This is a genomic window from Gilliamella sp. LMG 34359, assembly GCF_984569085.1.
Window position 1 is genome coordinate 32,401 of sequence record NZ_OZ474906.1, and the last position, 16,096, is coordinate 48,496.

At 35.6% G+C, this 16,096-nt stretch carries 16 protein-coding genes; 4 read left to right on the forward strand and 12 right to left on the reverse strand.

Annotated elements, in window-relative coordinates:
* Positions 1 to 5 precede the first annotated feature (5 nt).
* The 8 genes from bamB to putP all read right to left on the reverse strand — a co-directional run bounded on the left by bamB (position 6) and on the right by putP (position 8,706).
* Complete coding sequence (gene bamB / locus AC5LXV_RS00125) at positions 6 to 1,178, reverse strand: outer membrane protein assembly factor BamB (protein WP_493467064.1); 1,173 nt, start codon at positions 1,176 to 1,178, stop codon at positions 6 to 8.
* 26 nt (positions 1,179 to 1,204) lie between these two features.
* On the reverse strand, positions 1,205 to 1,972 hold the full coding sequence (locus AC5LXV_RS00130) for a YfgM family protein (protein ID WP_493467065.1): 768 nt from the start codon (positions 1,970 to 1,972) through the stop codon (positions 1,205 to 1,207).
* A gap of 23 nt (positions 1,973 to 1,995) precedes the next feature.
* The gene (gene hisS, locus AC5LXV_RS00135; RefSeq protein WP_493467066.1) at positions 1,996 to 3,273 is read right to left on the reverse strand and encodes a histidine--tRNA ligase; all 1,278 of its coding nucleotides are present in this window, start codon (positions 3,271 to 3,273) and stop codon (positions 1,996 to 1,998) included.
* A 24-nt stretch (positions 3,274 to 3,297) separates the two neighbouring features.
* Positions 3,298 to 4,407, reverse strand: coding sequence for a flavodoxin-dependent (E)-4-hydroxy-3-methylbut-2-enyl-diphosphate synthase (gene ispG / locus AC5LXV_RS00140; protein WP_493467067.1), 1,110 nt, complete (start codon positions 4,405 to 4,407; stop codon positions 3,298 to 3,300).
* Positions 4,408 to 4,493: 86 nt separating this feature from the next.
* The gene (locus AC5LXV_RS00145; protein WP_493452580.1) at positions 4,494 to 4,934 is read right to left on the reverse strand and encodes a helix-turn-helix domain-containing protein; all 441 of its coding nucleotides are present in this window, start codon (positions 4,932 to 4,934) and stop codon (positions 4,494 to 4,496) included.
* Between the two features lie 86 nt (positions 4,935 to 5,020).
* Positions 5,021 to 5,887: a pyridoxal kinase PdxY gene (gene pdxY / locus AC5LXV_RS00150; RefSeq protein ID WP_110422489.1), complete on the reverse strand. Its 867-nt coding sequence runs from the start codon at positions 5,885 to 5,887 to the stop codon at positions 5,021 to 5,023.
* Between the two features lie 4 nt (positions 5,888 to 5,891).
* On the reverse strand, positions 5,892 to 7,163 hold the full coding sequence (gene tyrS / locus AC5LXV_RS00155) for a tyrosine--tRNA ligase (protein ID WP_219999647.1): 1,272 nt from the start codon (positions 7,161 to 7,163) through the stop codon (positions 5,892 to 5,894).
* 49 nt (positions 7,164 to 7,212) lie between these two features.
* On the reverse strand, positions 7,213 to 8,706 hold the full coding sequence (gene putP, locus AC5LXV_RS00160) for a sodium/proline symporter PutP (RefSeq protein ID WP_493468017.1): 1,494 nt from the start codon (positions 8,704 to 8,706) through the stop codon (positions 7,213 to 7,215).
* Positions 8,707 to 8,971: 265 nt separating this feature from the next.
* Here putP and nth point away from each other — a divergent pair, with 265 nt between their 5' ends.
* Together nth and smrB are read left to right on the forward strand one after the other, a co-directional pair.
* Complete coding sequence (nth, locus tag AC5LXV_RS00165; RefSeq protein WP_110432444.1) at positions 8,972 to 9,610, forward strand: endonuclease III; 639 nt, start codon at positions 8,972 to 8,974, stop codon at positions 9,608 to 9,610.
* 6 nt (positions 9,611 to 9,616) lie between these two features.
* Positions 9,617 to 10,162, forward strand: a complete 546-nt coding sequence (gene smrB / locus AC5LXV_RS00170) for an endonuclease SmrB (protein WP_110422485.1) — start codon at positions 9,617 to 9,619, stop codon at positions 10,160 to 10,162.
* Positions 10,163 to 10,486: 324 nt separating this feature from the next.
* Here smrB and cgtA read toward each other — a convergent pair whose 3' ends face one another.
* From cgtA to rplU, 4 genes are all read right to left on the reverse strand, one after another.
* Positions 10,487 to 11,650: an Obg family GTPase CgtA gene (gene cgtA / locus AC5LXV_RS00175; RefSeq protein ID WP_034883711.1), complete on the reverse strand. Its 1,164-nt coding sequence runs from the start codon at positions 11,648 to 11,650 to the stop codon at positions 10,487 to 10,489.
* Positions 11,650 to 12,615, reverse strand: coding sequence for a DMT family transporter (locus tag AC5LXV_RS00180; RefSeq protein WP_110432442.1), 966 nt, complete (start codon positions 12,613 to 12,615; stop codon positions 11,650 to 11,652). The genes cgtA and AC5LXV_RS00180 overlap by 1 nt, the downstream gene beginning before the upstream one ends.
* An 86-nt stretch (positions 12,616 to 12,701) precedes the next feature.
* Positions 12,702 to 12,962 (reverse strand): 50S ribosomal protein L27, encoded by a 261-nt coding sequence (rpmA, locus tag AC5LXV_RS00185; RefSeq protein ID WP_034883716.1) that lies wholly within the window; start codon positions 12,960 to 12,962, stop codon positions 12,702 to 12,704.
* A 15-nt stretch (positions 12,963 to 12,977) separates the two neighbouring features.
* Positions 12,978 to 13,286 carry a 50S ribosomal protein L21 gene (rplU, locus tag AC5LXV_RS00190; RefSeq protein WP_034883717.1) on the reverse strand — a complete coding sequence of 103 codons (309 nt, stop codon included), beginning with the start codon at positions 13,284 to 13,286 and terminating at the stop codon, positions 12,978 to 12,980.
* 232 nt (positions 13,287 to 13,518) lie between these two features.
* Here rplU and narX point away from each other — a divergent pair, with 232 nt between their 5' ends.
* Both narX and narL read left to right on the forward strand, forming a co-directional pair.
* On the forward strand, positions 13,519 to 15,327 hold the full coding sequence (gene narX / locus AC5LXV_RS00195) for a nitrate/nitrite two-component system sensor histidine kinase NarX (RefSeq protein WP_493467068.1): 1,809 nt from the start codon (positions 13,519 to 13,521) through the stop codon (positions 15,325 to 15,327).
* Positions 15,328 to 15,330: 3 nt separating this feature from the next.
* Positions 15,331 to 15,984, forward strand: a complete 654-nt coding sequence (gene narL / locus AC5LXV_RS00200; RefSeq protein ID WP_110432440.1) for a two-component system response regulator NarL — start codon at positions 15,331 to 15,333, stop codon at positions 15,982 to 15,984.
* Positions 15,985 to 16,096 lie beyond the last annotated feature (112 nt).

Below are 16,096 nucleotides of genomic sequence, written 5' to 3' on the forward strand. Positions count from 1 at the left end.
TTACCTTATTTTTTTGTGAAAGCGTAAATATCACCATTTTTAGCTTGGACAACAATTTTATTGTCGACAACTAATGGTTTCGAAATTAATCCACTGCTACTAACTTGGGTTTTAGCAACGATTTCACCCTTATCTTTGTCTAACCAATAAAGATAACCTTCGAAATCGCCAACCACAATATAGTTTTCGTAGATAACCGGATCGGTTAATTGACGATGTAACAAACCAGCTTGAGTCCAGAGAATTGTTCCGCCATTTTTGCTTACTGCTCGTACATTGTCATTTTGGTCTACAACAAATAATTGTTGTGAGTCAACCACAAAGCTATGTGTTGAACCCATCTCTTTACGCCAGACAATCTGACCATTACTTAAATCAAGCGCTACAACATTACCATTATAGCCGATAGCATAAGCTAAATTACCTTCTATTACCGGCGTTGAATCTACATCATTCAATTTTGCAATTTCTGTCGATCCACTTGGTTGCGAAACACGTTGTTGCCAAATCAATTGGCCATTATTGATGTAGTAAGCATTTACATGCCCGGTATCATCACCAAATATTGCCGCACCATGTGCAATTGTTGGAGTTGAATTACCTCTTAGTGAAAGAGGAGGAACTTCAAGCATGACATCCCATTCATCAGCACCATTGTTACGGTTCAAGGCTTGTAAATTACCATTAGCGGTATGGATAATGAGTTTATCGGCAGATGATACTGGACGAGCAAGAACTTCACCTCTTACCGGTTTTTCCCAGATAACATTACCATCGTTACGATCTAGCGCATATACCACAGCACGTTCACTACCAATATAAACATATTTATCATCAGCGCTTACACCACCGGAAAATAGCGCTGTTTTACTACTGAATAATGTACTTTGTGATAAATTTTTATCCCAGATTGTATGACCATTAGATAAATCAACAGCTTTAACTTGTCCGCTACGGCTAGCAACATAAACGGCATTATCATAATTAATAGGCCCTAATAATGAATAAATATGTGTATTGCCTGCTGTACTATTTCGCCATACTTGTTGTATTGAAAATTGGTTGTTTACGGTTGGTGAAGGTGAAACTTGTACGATTTCTTCCTCTTTACCAAACAATGAACATCCAACAAGTGAAAACATAAAAACACTAATAAAAAGACTTTTTGATAACTTCATTGTATAGACCCTTATATCAGGATAAATTAATTTTTATTTTCTTGTGCGGCGTTTTTCTTAGCTTCAGCTTCTTGCTTAGCTTTTTCTTTGGCGGCTTCAGCTTCTTGTTCAGCTTGTTGCTTATCTTTAAGATATTGAGCCTGATTTAACTTCATTTTGATATTTTCATCTAACTGTTCAGTTGGTAATGAAGCTTTAACAATATTTTCATCTGAACCATCAATAGGAGTAGGTGTCAATGCAACAGTATAAGCAGCAACGGCTTGCGTGTAGTTATTCATTTTCATATAGACGTCACCACGAATATCATTAACTACCGGCGTCCAACTTTTTTCAGTAACTTTGTTTAATGTTGCTAAAGTGTCTTGATAACGTTCAAGTTGATATTGTATTTTTGCAATACGAATATAGCTGATTGATTTAATAATGTCTGAATCGGTTTTACTTAATGTATCAGTAAGTAACTTTTCAGCTTTAGGATAATCTTTTATTTCCTCAACATAAAATTTAGCAGCTTTTAAATTAGCGAAAACACTATAAATAGTATCATCACTTTCCGCGAAAGAGACTAACTCATTTACTGAATCTGGATTATTTTTGTCTAAATTAGCAATTAATTGTTCATATCGTTCTGAAGATTCTATTGTTTTTGCTAATTTATGAGATTGCCAATAACGCCAGCCATAAAAAGCCAGTAACCCAATTACAATAACCGCAACAATGATTTTCCACTTTTTAGCAAGAAATTCTTTTATCTCTGAAAATTGTTCTTCGCCAGATAATTGATGACTCACGTTTTTCTCCTATTTTCCTTAATTTACAATATTGCCAAACAAGTTTGCACAATCTCTTTTTGGGCAACTTCGACTTGTTCGCCTGTTTGTAAATTTTTAATCGTTACTGATTGATTAGCTATTTCATTTTCACCAATGATTACAGCTATTTTAGCACCTAATTTGTCAGCTTTGGCAAATTGTTTCTTAAAATTGCTACTGCCGTAATTGGTCACAATTCGTCTGTTAGGTAAACCATCACGTAATGTTTCCGCCATAAGTTGGGCGGCAGATATTGTCTGCTCATTGCCGGAAGATATCATATAAATATCAATTGAACTATCACGATTTAATGAAGGATTAACCGCTTGTACCAGTAATACTAAACGTTCAACGCCCATGGCAAAACCAACCGCAGGAGTGGGTTGCCCGCCCAGCTGACTGACAAGTCCATCATAACGTCCACCACCACAAACAGTACCTTGAGCGCCTAAGCTTGTAGTAACCCATTCAAAAACGGTTCGATTATAATAATCTAAACCACGGACTAATCGTTGATTAATGCTATATTTAATCCCTGCTTTATCCAATAAATGACACAACCCATCAAAATGATTTTTAGACTCTTCATCTAAATAATCAAATAATTTTGGTGCCTGATTAAGTAATTCTTGAACAACAGGATTTTTGGAATCTAACACCCGTAATGGATTAGTATACATTCTACGTAAACAGTCTTCATCTAATTTATCTTTATGTTGTTCTAAGAAGCTAACTAAAGCATTACGATAATTGCCGCGGGCTTCAACTGAGCCTATTGAGTTGAGCTCAAGGGTAGTATGTTTTTCAATACCAAGTGCTTTCCAAAAACGAGCGGTTAGTAATATAAGCTCTGCATCGATATTAGGACCTTCAAGCCCAAATACTTCAACACCAAATTGATGGAATTGGCGATAACGACCTTTTTGCGGTTTTTCATAACGAAATGCTGGTCCTAAATACCATAAACGTTGTTCTTGATTATAAAACAGACCATGTTCAATACCAGCGCGCGCACAACCAGCTGTAATTTCTGGTCGCAGTGTAAGACTTTCATCACTACGATTGTTGAAAGTATACATCTCTTTTTCAACAATATCGGTAACCTCACCAACTGCGCGTTTAAATAATGCCGTTTCTTCAACAATCGGTGTTCTAATTTCATTATAACCGTAACTATTTAGTACATTTTTAACAATTTTTTCAATTTGTTGCCATGTTGCACTATCACTCGGGAGTAAATCATTCATTCCCCGTATTGATTGGATTTTTTTTTCTGTCATTTTTTTATTCGCTATCTAATAAAATTATAGTTCAATCGTTGTAATTCTGTTTTTCAATATTAAGGCTTTAGCGCGTATTTTCGCTTCCAACTCATCTATCATTTGTTCATTATCAATACGCCCTATGCGCACACCATCTTCATAAAAACCGCTTTTATTGTGCCCTCCAGCAACCCCCATAGTGGAAGCTAAGGCTTCGCCGGGACCATTAACAACGCAGCCAATAATTGAGACATCCATTGGTGTTATAATATCTTCAAGTCGCTGCTCTAGCGTGTTAACGGTACTAATTACATCAAATTCTTGCCTAGAACAAGTTGGGCAAGCAATAAAATTAATCCCTCTGGCTCGGATGCGTAAAGATTTCAAAATATCAAATCCGACTTTGACTTCTTCAGTTGGATCAGCGGCTAATGAAACTCTTAATGTATCGCCGATACCTTCAGATAATAATAAACCAAGCCCTATTGCTGATTTTACTGCACCACTTCGAACGCCACCAGCTTCGGTAATCCCTAAATGCAATGGTTGCTTAATTTGTTTTGCCAATAATCGATATGAATCAACCGCAGTAAATACATCTGATGCCTTAACACTTACCTTAAATTGGTCAAAATCAAGTCGATCAAGGATATCCACATGGCGCATCGCAGATTCAACTATCGCTTCAGGTGTCGGCTCACCATACTTTTCTTGAATATCTTTTTCAAGTGAACCAGAATTAACGCCAATGCGTATCGGAATATTCTTATCCTTAGCACAATCAACAACTGAACGAATCCGCGATTCATTACCAATATTTCCAGGGTTAATTCTTAGACAATTAACACCATATTCAGCAACTTTTAAGGCTATGCGATAATCAAAATGAATATCGGCAATCAAAGGCACTTTAACTTGCTGCTTAATAAATTTAAATGCTTCAGCGGCATCCATCGTAGGAATAGAGACTCGTACAATATCAACCCCTACCCGTTCAAGTGCTTGAATTTGTGCTACTGTCTTTTCAACATCGGTTGTTCGAGTATTCGTCATTGATTGGACAGCAATTGGTGCACCACCGCCAATAGGCACATCCCCGACATAAATTCGGGTTGATTCTCGCCTAATAATTGGTGATTCTTGATGACTCATAAGATGCCTAATCATGTTACAAAATAACTAGGTCGCAATCTTAACAAGATTTGAGGCAAATGTCTGTAAGTGAATTCGAAAATTTGCTAACCGTTAACGCGATCTGCAGAGCTCGGCGAAATATAATGGCTAACTTCAACATAACTGTTTTTAGTTTGATAGTTATTATAATATAACCCAAAACCTAACAAGCAGACTAGAATGAATAAAACAAAATAGAACCCTTTTTTACTATGCTTTTTTTGTTTGATTATTGATTTGAGTTTGAAAGGTTGTGATGCAAAATATTCTTTTTCTAATTCGTTAAGATAGGATTGACATTCTTCATTAGGTAAACCAACAATGTTTGCATAATTGCGAATATAACTTTTAACAAGAACAAAAGGGGCATGAACTAACTTGTTGTTTTCAATTTCTGAAATAACTTCTGTTCTAACATGAATTTGAGCGGCAATATCTTTCTGGGTCAACCCCATATTACCCCTTAAATCGGAAAGCATTTTACCCAATGAAATACTATCTTCCATCATTCCCTCTATACTTCACATTCCGTAAATTTACATTACATTTACTTATTATTATATTTTTCGTACATTTTTACATATTTTGGAAATTAATCAATTCTTTTTGCATTAAACCTTAATTTTGGTTTTTCGATTTCATTTTGTGCCGCAATTAATTGCAATTCATATTCATTTTGTTTTAAGGTTTCAAGCATGACCGCATAAACTGCTGAGGTGGTGTGCTCTAAAGCTTCGACCATTGATTTACCAAGCATTATATTCGCTAAGAATAGTCCACTTGTCATATCACCCACACCTACCGGTTGTTTAACACCAAAATCGACTAACGGACGATGAATATGCCAAGCTTCATCTTGAGTGACTAACAACATTTCAAAACGATCTTTTTGATAACCCGCACGACTCAAATGTTTAACTAAAATCGCTTTAGGTCCTTTTTGACAAATTGCACGGCATGCTAAAACGGCTTCATTAACATTACTAATGGCTTGTTTGCCATTGAGTTCCTCGAGTTCTAAAACATTAGGCGCCATGATATCTGCAACAGGCAAAGCAGTGTTACATAAAAACTCTGATACGCCGGGGGCGACAAAACAGCCTTTTTCAGGATGACCCATTACTGGATCACAAAGATAAATTGCTTCTGGATTTTCAGCTTTTACTTTTTTCACAATTTCAATAATTGCATTACCTTGTTCTGCTGAGCCCATATAGCCACTTAATACGGCATTACAGCGTTGCAATTCGCCAATAGCATTAATCCCATCGGCGATATCGGTTAAATGAGATGCTGGCATTACCGTTCCAGTCCATTGATGATATTGAGTATGATTGGAAAATTGAACCGTATTTAACGGCCAAACATTCACCCCCAAACGGCGCATAGGGAATACTGCTGCACTATTCCCCGCATGACCGAAGACAACATGCGACTGAATCGATAATATATTTTTCATGAAATCATCTCCAAATAAGTAAGCAATAGTATTTTTTACCTCGACGCAATAAGGTATAACGATTAAAGAGTTTATCACCATCAGAGAAACGATAATCCGTTGTTGCGTTACGTTCACCATTAACGGAAATAGCATTTGATTCGATCATGGTTCTTGCCTGACCTCTTGACGGTGCGAACTCGGCATTAACAATTGCTTGTTGTAAATCGAGATCTTCTTCAACGGTTAAAGTTGGCATACCATCTTGAGCTAGTTGCTCTAAATCAGCCTCAGATAAATCAGTTAATTTACCTGAAAATAAACTTTCAGTGATACGTTTGGCCGCGGTTAAACCTTCTTCACCATGAACTAGGCGAGTCACTTGCTCAGCTAGCACATATTGAGCTCTTGGCGCTACGCCACTATTCTTATCTTCTTCTTCCAATGCATCAATTTCTTCCAATGACATAAAAGTAAAGAATTTAAGGAAGCGATAAACATCAGCATCAGCAGTATTAATCCAAAATTGGTAAAATTTATATGGACTGGTCTTTTTCGGATCTAACCATACCGCACCGCTTTCGGTTTTACCGAATTTGGTTCCATCCGATTTGGTAATTAAAGGTACAGTCAAACCATAAACTTGTTTCTGATGTAAACGACGGGTTAAATCGATACCAGCAGTAATATTACCCCACTGATCAGAACCACCAATTTGTAATACAACATTATGTGCTTTATTAAGACTTGCAAAGTCATAAGACTGTAACAAACTATAAGAGAACTCAGTAAATGAAATACCTGACTCATCGCGGTCAATCCGTTGTTTAACCGATTCCTTGTTAATCATGGCATTAACAGAAAAATATTTACCAATATCACGTAAAAAAGATAAAACATTCATACCACCAAACCAATCATAGTTGTTGGCAACAATAGCGGCGTTATCACCACATGTAAAATCCAAGAACGGTGAAACTTGTTGCTTGATTTTCTCACTCCACTCTATCACGGTATCTTCGGTGTTAAGTTTACGCTCAACCGCTTTGAAACTTGGATCACCAATTAGTCCTGTTGCACCACCAACTAACGCAATTGGTTTATGACCAGCCAATTGAAAACGTTTTAAACAAAGTAACGGAACTAAATGACCAAGATGCAAACTGTCAGCTGTTGGATCAAACCCACAATATAGCGCAATAGGATTTTGTTCGATTAATTCCATTAACGCTTTTTCATCAGTAAGTTGAGCTATCAGTCCTCGCTCTTGCAGTTGTTTGATCACATTTTTTGTCATGATATTTTACCTATTAAATTTGTTACGTTTATATTCTACTTAATTAAACTTATTCTGTTTTATTATGATATCTTTGATGCGCTTGTTTAAAATGGTCTTCGATTATTTCATTTGGTTTTTTGTCTAATAAACTAAAAATAATTATCGCTATTGACGCAAATAAAAAACCAGGAATAAGTGAGTATAACTCAAACCAGTTAAAGTTAATCCAAAGTAAGACCGTAATTGCGCCGGTTATCATTCCAGCTAAAGCGCCATTACGCGTCATTCTTGCCCAAAAAACCGAAAATACGACAATAGGACCAAATGCTGCACCAAATCCTGCCCATGCATGGCTAACTAAATCGAGCACACTGTTATTAGGATTGATCGCTAACAAAATAGCAATAACAGAAACAAGTAAAACCATTATACGGCCAACCCAAACTAATTCTCTCTGCTTAGCCTTTGGTCTGATAAAGGCACGATAAAAATCTTCAGTTAATGCACTTGAACAAACCAATAATTGACAACTTAAGGTGCTCATTACTGCCGCTAGAATAGCGGCAAGCAAGATACCTGCGATCCATGGATTAAACAGTAATTTGGATAACTCAATAAAAATCCGTTCATGCTTACCATTATCAATTAAATAAGCTAAATTAGGATTATTAGCAAAAAAAGCAATACCAAAGAAACCAACTGTAATCGCACCCGCTAAGCACAAAATCATCCAAGTCATACTAATTCGACGCGCGTTTTTCATGACTTCATGCGAATCAGCGGCCATAAATCTGGCTAAAATATGCGGTTGACCAAAATAACCAAGCCCCCAACCTAATAAAGAGATAATAGCAATCAGATCCATATGTGCAAAGATATTTGTATAGTCAGGGTTTAATGATTGAATATTAGCTAGTGCATCGGTAAAACCACCGGCATTCACCATAACCATAATTGGCGTTAAGATAAGGGCAAACATCATCAAACTAGCTTGAATCGTATCGGTCCAACTCACGGCTAAGAAACCACCGATAAACGTATAAGCAATAGTTGCTCCTGCACCCGCAAGCATAGCCCAGTCATAACTAAGCCCAAAGGTGCTTTCAAATAATTTAGCGCCGGCAACCACACCTGAAGCACAATAAATGGTGAAAAAAATTAAAATTATTACCGCCGAAATAATTTTTAATAATGAACTGTTATCATCAAATCGACGAGAGAAATAATCAGGTAAAGTTAATGAATTATGATTTATTTCAGTAAAAACTCTTAGTCTACCGGCAATCAGTAACCAATTTAAATAAGCACCTATAATTAAACCAATTGCGATCCAACTTTGTGAAATACCAAATAAAAAGACGGCACCTGGTAATCCCATTAATAACCAGCCACTCATATCAGAAGCGCCAGCAGAAAGTGCCGTCACCACACTGCCAATACGACGTCCACCTAATATGTAATCACCAAAATTACGGGTTGCTCGGAATGCAAAGAAACCGATAGCAATCATTCCTAATATGTAAACAGCGAAGGTGACAATCATTGGTAATGACATTTTAATAATAAACCTTGAATGATGAAATTAAAAAATAGTTGGCTAGCTTATCATAAAAAGCGAATGCTAAAAAGCAGGCGATTTTTGCTGATCAATATAATATGCAAAAGAAAGAAAAATAATTCCAGTCACCTAGTAAAAATATTTTATAATTTTTTATATAAATAGATTTTTAATAGTTTTAACCTATATAAAAACTTAAGATATCCTACGGTTAAATTTTAAATAAAGTATATAATATTAACTAACCATTTTATGTTTATAATATATTGTGAAACAATCAACTCGTATACAAATTTTAGAAAGGTTAAAAGATCACATTAAGGATCCGACAACAGAATTGGTATATCAAACCCCATTTGAGTTACTTATAGCTGTTGTACTTTCAGCCCAAGCTACCGATGTTAGTGTTAATAAAGCAACTAAACCGTTATTTGCGGTTGCCAACACGGCTGAACAAATTTTGGCGTTAGGCGTCAATAAATTAAAAGATTATATTCGAACCATCGGTTTATATAATAGTAAAGCTGAAAATATCATCAAAACTTGTCAGATTTTGGTTGATAAATACCAAGGTGAAGTGCCTGAAAATTTTGATTCATTAATAGCTCTTCCTGGTGTAGGTAGAAAAACAGCTAATGTTGTTTTAAATACCGCGTTTGGTTGGCCAACTATTGCTGTCGATACGCATATCTTTAGGGTAAGTAACCGAACTGGTTTTGCTCCAGGTAAAACCGTTGAAGCTGTTGAAGAAAAATTACTCAAAGTAGTACCTAAAGAGTACAAAATAAATTGTCACCATTGGTTAATTTTACACGGTAGATATACCTGTATTGCTCGAAAGCCACGTTGTGGTTCTTGCGTTATTGAAGATTTGTGTGAATTCAAAGAAAAAGTTTATCCAGAGTGAGAATCAATGTCGAATAAATTTATATTAGATCATGAAGACATAGACTTATTTAAAAGTAGTATTGGTAAAACCAAACAACTTAAACAAGATACTGTGATTCATAAACCACAAAAGCGATCTCAAAAACTAATAGAAAAGCAAAAAATTCAACATGAAAAAATAAATAATGAATTTTACTTTTCTGATGATTACCAACCGCTATTACAAGAAGATCCTATCCGTTATAGTCGTGAAGATTCAGATCCCAATGAATTAAAAAAATTACGCCGAGGATTTTATACACCTGAATTCTTTTTAGACTTACATGGTTTAACACAACAAGAAGCAAAAAAAGAGATCGCTGCTTTGATTGCTGCTTGTTTAAAAGAAAATGCCAATTGCGCGTGCATTATGTATGGACATGGTAAAAACATCTTAAAAAAACAAACCCCCATGTGGCTAGCACAACATCCACATGTAATATGCTTTCATCAAGCACCTAAAGAGTTTGGTGGTACTGCGGCATTACTGGTTTTATTTGATATCGATAACCCAGCAGTTAATTTAAGATAATCTTTAAATTAAGCAATAAAAAAGCCAGCTTAGTTTAACTAGGCTGGCAAACATTGGAAGCAATGTGAGCAATGTCATACTTTTTCAGAAGTCTTTCGAGCTCTAATAAAGTACAATTGAATGATAATCATTCTCATTCTTGAATGCAAGATATTTTTTGACTTTTTTCAAAATAATCACAAAAGCTTGGCAATTTTAAAACCGCTATAATATTAACTTATTGTTTTTATGTAAAGAATAGACAGAAAAGGAGCAGGATAATATCATCCTGCTATTTTGATATGTTTGCTATCAATGAAATTTCAAAGCTGATTGATGATATTTTTATTTTTGGTAGATAAATTCGACACCCTCTTCATCACTTTCATCCCAATCATCAAAATCATCATCATCCAAAGCCTCATCCATCACTTGTTGATGGTAATCATCCCACATAAATTCTACTTTTTCAGGGGAATTATTCTCTTCTTCGGTCTCCCGAGGATGCGCATTGATATACTCCATTAAATCCCAGCATAGTGCTTTTACACCTTCACGGTTAACTGCCGAAATAACATAATATTTATCATCCCAATTTAAAGCTTGGGCAATTTCGGCTGCTCGTTTTTCACTCTCTTCGCTGCCTAATACATCCATCTTATTAAACACTAACCAACGCGGTTTATTGGCTAACTTTTCACTATATTGATGTAATTCTTGGATGATAACTTTGGCGTTTTCAATCGGATCTGAACCGTCAATTGGTGCAATATCAATTAAATGCACTAACACACGGCAACGTTCAAGGTGTTTTAAAAAACGAATTCCAAGCCCTGCACCATCTGATGCGCCTTCTATCAACCCGGGGATATCGGCAACCACAAAACTCTGTTCATTATCCATTCTTACCACACCTAAACTCGGTACTAACGTTGTGAATGGATAATCAGCTACTTTTGGTTTTGCTGCTGAAACGCTACGAATAAACGTTGATTTACCTGCATTAGGTAGACCTAACATACCAACATCGGCAAGTAATAACAGTTCTAATAAAACATCGCGTTTTTCACCTGGCGTACCATCGGTTTTTTGTCTTGGCGCACGGTTGACTGAGGATTTAAAACGGGCATTACCCAGTCCATGAAAACCACCTTTAGCAACCAGAACTTTTTGTTGATGATGAGTGAGATCACCAATAATTTCGCCGGTATATTTATCGGTTATACGTGTGCCAACTGGTACTTTAACGGTAATATCTTTACCTCTTTTACCGGTACAATCTGAACCTTGGCCATTTTGACCACGTTCAGCGCGATAGTTTTTTTCAAATTGAAAATCAACAAGTGTATTTAGATTTTCATCAGCAATAAAAAATACATCACCACCATCGCCGCCATCACCACCATCAGGACCGCCTTTAGGTATATATTTCTCACGGCGGAAACCAACACAGCCATTACCACCGTCACCAGCTTCGACGCGAATTGAAGCTTCATCTACAAATTTCATTATTTGTCCTCTTTATTGCGGTTAATTAGCCAGCCTTTTCTTGGTTGCCATAAATGGTGTCCAACTGTTGCAAACATAGCACCTGCCACCACCGATACCGCGCCAATATAACCTATAATATTTAAATATTGCATTGCAAACTTTTCTGGCCATAGTAGAGCAAATAGATCTGAAAAAATCAGCGCAAAAAGTGGGGTTAATGTTGTTATAGCACTTACTTGCGCCGCTTGCCAACGTTCCATTGCCATCACTAAAGCACCATAGGCAATAATGGTATTTAACCCACAAAAAATAATTGCAAACAATTGACTAAAATCAGCATTAGCAATTTTAGTCGGTGATGCTAGTGGCCATAAAAAGATACTACATATAAGATAAATCAACCAAAGTAGCTGTTCTGCACGTAATTTTCTTAATAATACTTTCTGTGCTAATGCATAACATGCCCATGAAACCGAAGCTAATAAAGCCAACCACACCCCTTTACCGTATGAAGACATATTAGCAAAGAGATCGGCTAGATTTTCATTGAAAAATAGCCCTAACCCAATTAACAATATAGTAATACCAATAATTTGAGTGGGTCTTAATTTCTCCTTGAAAATAAAAGCACTTGAAATCATAAATATAACAATACCGGTTTGGCCAACAACTTGCGCAGTAGTTGCAGATAAATACTGCACAGCTGTGGCAAAAAGTGCAAAATTACCTAATAAACCAAATCCAGCAATCATCAATAAAATAAAACGGCGACGTTTTTTGAACATGGCTAAATTAGGAAACTGCTTTTTATAAGCTAGCCAAAGCGTGATCCCCACTGCCGATATACTTAAACGAGACCAAGCTAATGTTAAGGGATCAATAACAACTAATGCATATTTCATGGCAATTGGCACCAGTCCCCACATCACTGCGGTTAACATGGCTAGTGCAAAACCTAATTTGACATTTTGCTGTTTTATCATAATGAATTACTTTATATAAATTTCAAGAAATGAAAAAAGCCCCACAATAACTGTGAGGCTTCTATAACTTATGAACCGCTAGTCTATTAGCTGTTAGCAACTACACTAACATAACGGCGGTTTTTAGGTCCTTTAACTTCGAATTTTACTTGTCCATCAACTAAAGCGAATAGGGTATGATCACGACCACAACCTACGTTAGTGCCTGGGTGGAATTGAGTTCCACGTTGACGAACTAAAATGTTACCCGCAAGAACTTCTTGAGAACCATAGCGTTTAACACCTAAACGTTTACTCTGGGAATCACGACCATTACGTGATGAACCACCAGCCTTCTTATGTGCCATTGTTCGATACTCCTATTAAGCGATTGCAGTGATCTTCACATCAGTAAACCACTGACGGTGACCTTGTTGTTTACGATAGTGTTTACGACGACGGAATTTAACAATTTTCACTTTCTCGCCACGACCGTGCTCAACAATTTCTGCTTTAATTGTTGCACCTTCAACAAACGGAGCACCAACTTTGATGTCTTCACCATTTGCTACCATTAAAACTTTATCGAAAACAACTTCTGCGCCTGTTTCGACTTCAATTTTTTCCAAGCGAACGACTTGTCCTTCGCTAACTCGGTGTTGTTTACCACCACTTTGGAAAACTGCGTACATACTTAACTCCGCAATAAAAAGCAGACGATTCCTGATTAAAAATATATGTCTGCATTGATTAATCTTATAGGGCGTGAATTTTACGCAAAATTTATGCTTGTTGCAAGCGCTGTTTAATAAAAGATCGCAAAAAGTCATAAAAAAGATCTTAGGCTAGCAATTTTCACGTTACAATAGACCTAAATTATTATTTATTTAAACAATATTTAATAGCAAAATATTGAGTATTAATATGTTAAAAAGAAAATTTCGCTACAGTGCATCCATTATTAATCGTTTAACACTTTTAATGTTTTTTTTAGGTGCTATGGCGTTATTAGCTTTGTCTTTATCAATACAAGTCGCGAATGAAACCAAAGGTAGCGCTTATATGATAAATCAATTGGGCTTGATCAGAATGAAAAGTTACCAACTTTTATCAATGATCCCCATTGAAAAACAGCACTATGACCAACTTAATATTTTTAATGATATGCCATCTTCTGAGCAATTAAAATTATTTGAACGTTACCATTTAATTGCTGAGCTTAACCAATTGCAGTCTTTGTGGGTTACAGCTATTGCTCCGAAAATTAAACAGGCAAGCAATATACATGAAATAAAAAATGAAATTGATGATTTTGTTGCTCAGACCGATAAATTAGTTAATCAAATTGATCAAAAAACAGAAAATCAAATCCATTATATTTCACAATTACAACTTGTTTTTATCATTCTCATTGCACTATTTCTTCTTGTGCAAACTTACTATTTGCGTCGCTATCTTCTTGCGCCATGGCGCAAATTAATTAGTATGGCAGAATCGATTTCTCAACATAACTTTAGCCAACGATTCAACAGTAAAAAAAGTAAAAAAAACGAATTTGATCTGTTGGGACAAGCTTTCAATAAAATGGCTGAACAGATTGAATTACAGTACCAATTACTAGAAGAACGCGTCACAGAAAAAACCGCTGAATTACAACAAATCAATAAAATTTTATCGTTTCAGTATCAAGCTATCAAACAGCTGCATACATCGGATCCCTTGTGTGAACGCTTTTTAATAATACTGCGGAAACTTGAAGAGTTAGTGCCATTAACACAGTTTCAAATTCGGTTTTATGAGTCAGATAATATTGAACATTATCAGCAAATCAGTTATGCCAACCAACAAAAACTCCCTTATTGCCAAAATTCAGAATGTAATGCTTGCCTTATTCCAGCAAAATCCTATCAAGAAAATGGATTTCAGCGTTATTGGTATCTTCAGGAAAAAGGAGAGAAATTTGGTATTTTATTCGCTGTACAACCCTCAAAAATGCATCTAAGTGCAGAACAAGAAAATTTAATTACCGCCTTAGTTGAGCAAATGACAACGGCACTCATGCTTGATAGACAAATAGAACAACAAAAACAATATCTATTAATGAAAGAGCGTTCAGCCATGGCAAGAGAGTTACATGACTCGATAGCACAATCGCTTTCCTGTTTAAAAATTCATCTTAGCTGCCTACAGATGCAACCCGATTTAACCTCACACACAAGTATTGATTTGCTAGCGACGATGCGTAAAGAGGTTAATATTACCTACTCTCAATTAAGAGAATTAATAACCTCTTTTCGTTTACGTCTTAACCAGACCGGTTTTTATGCTAGCTTAATGGAATTGATCGAAGAATTTAATCAAAAATTAAAATTTATCATACAAACTGAATATCAATTACCGCTTAATCTTATTAATAGCAAATATGCATTCCATCTATTGCAGTGTGTTCGCGAATCTCTAAATAATATTTATAAACATGCCAATGCCACACAAGTCAAAATAAGTTTAACTATTGATGAGAATCAAATTATTACTGTCAGCATAAAAGATAATGGAGTTGGTTTACAAAATAATACTAATCAAGATAATCATTATGGATTAATCATTATGCGTGATAGAGTTGAAATATTAAATGGCAATTTAACCATTAATAGTAAACCTAATTTGGGTACCGAAATTGTAGTAACGTTTAAAGCAACGACAATGATCCCTGTTAGAAGGATAGAAGAGTAACAAATGGAAAACATTAAAAGTTCAATATTGCTTATTGATGATCATCCCATGTTGAGAAATGGGGTAAAACAGCTGATTAACACCATCAATGATTTTGAAGTTATTGGCGAGACAGGCTCTGGTATAGAAGGCGTTAAGCTTGCACAAACGCTTGACCCTGACATTATTTTGTTAGATATCAATATGAACGATGTCAGTGGTTTAGAAATTTTACGTTATTTACGAGAAAAGAATATTTCTGCACGAATCATTATGTTTACCGTATCTGATGCCAAGGAAGATATCGTTACCGCGCTCAAAACTGGGGCTGATGGTTATTTATTAAAAGATATGGAGCCGGAAAATCTTCTTAAAGCATTAAAAGATATTTCCGAAGGTAAAATCATCATGGATGAAGCAATTTCACATATTATTCTTGATTATATGCGTCATGGTGGCGGCACGACTACCAATCAGAGCCATGATATTAATTTACTTACCCCAAGAGAACATGAAATATTTAATTTATTAGTCCAAGGATTATCCAATAAATTAATCGCTAAAGAGTTAGATATTGTCGAAAGCACGGTTAAAGTTCATATAAAAAGTATTTTTAAAAAGCTAAACTTTAAGTCACGTATGGAAATGACGGTATGGTATTTGCAGAGTAAAGAATAACTTTGGCAATGTATTAATGCCGATTTATATCATATATCAGCTTACGCTTTTAATTGGATAGAATATCTAATCCTAATCATTAAAAATCTTCCATAAAAACCGTTTTCTTTTA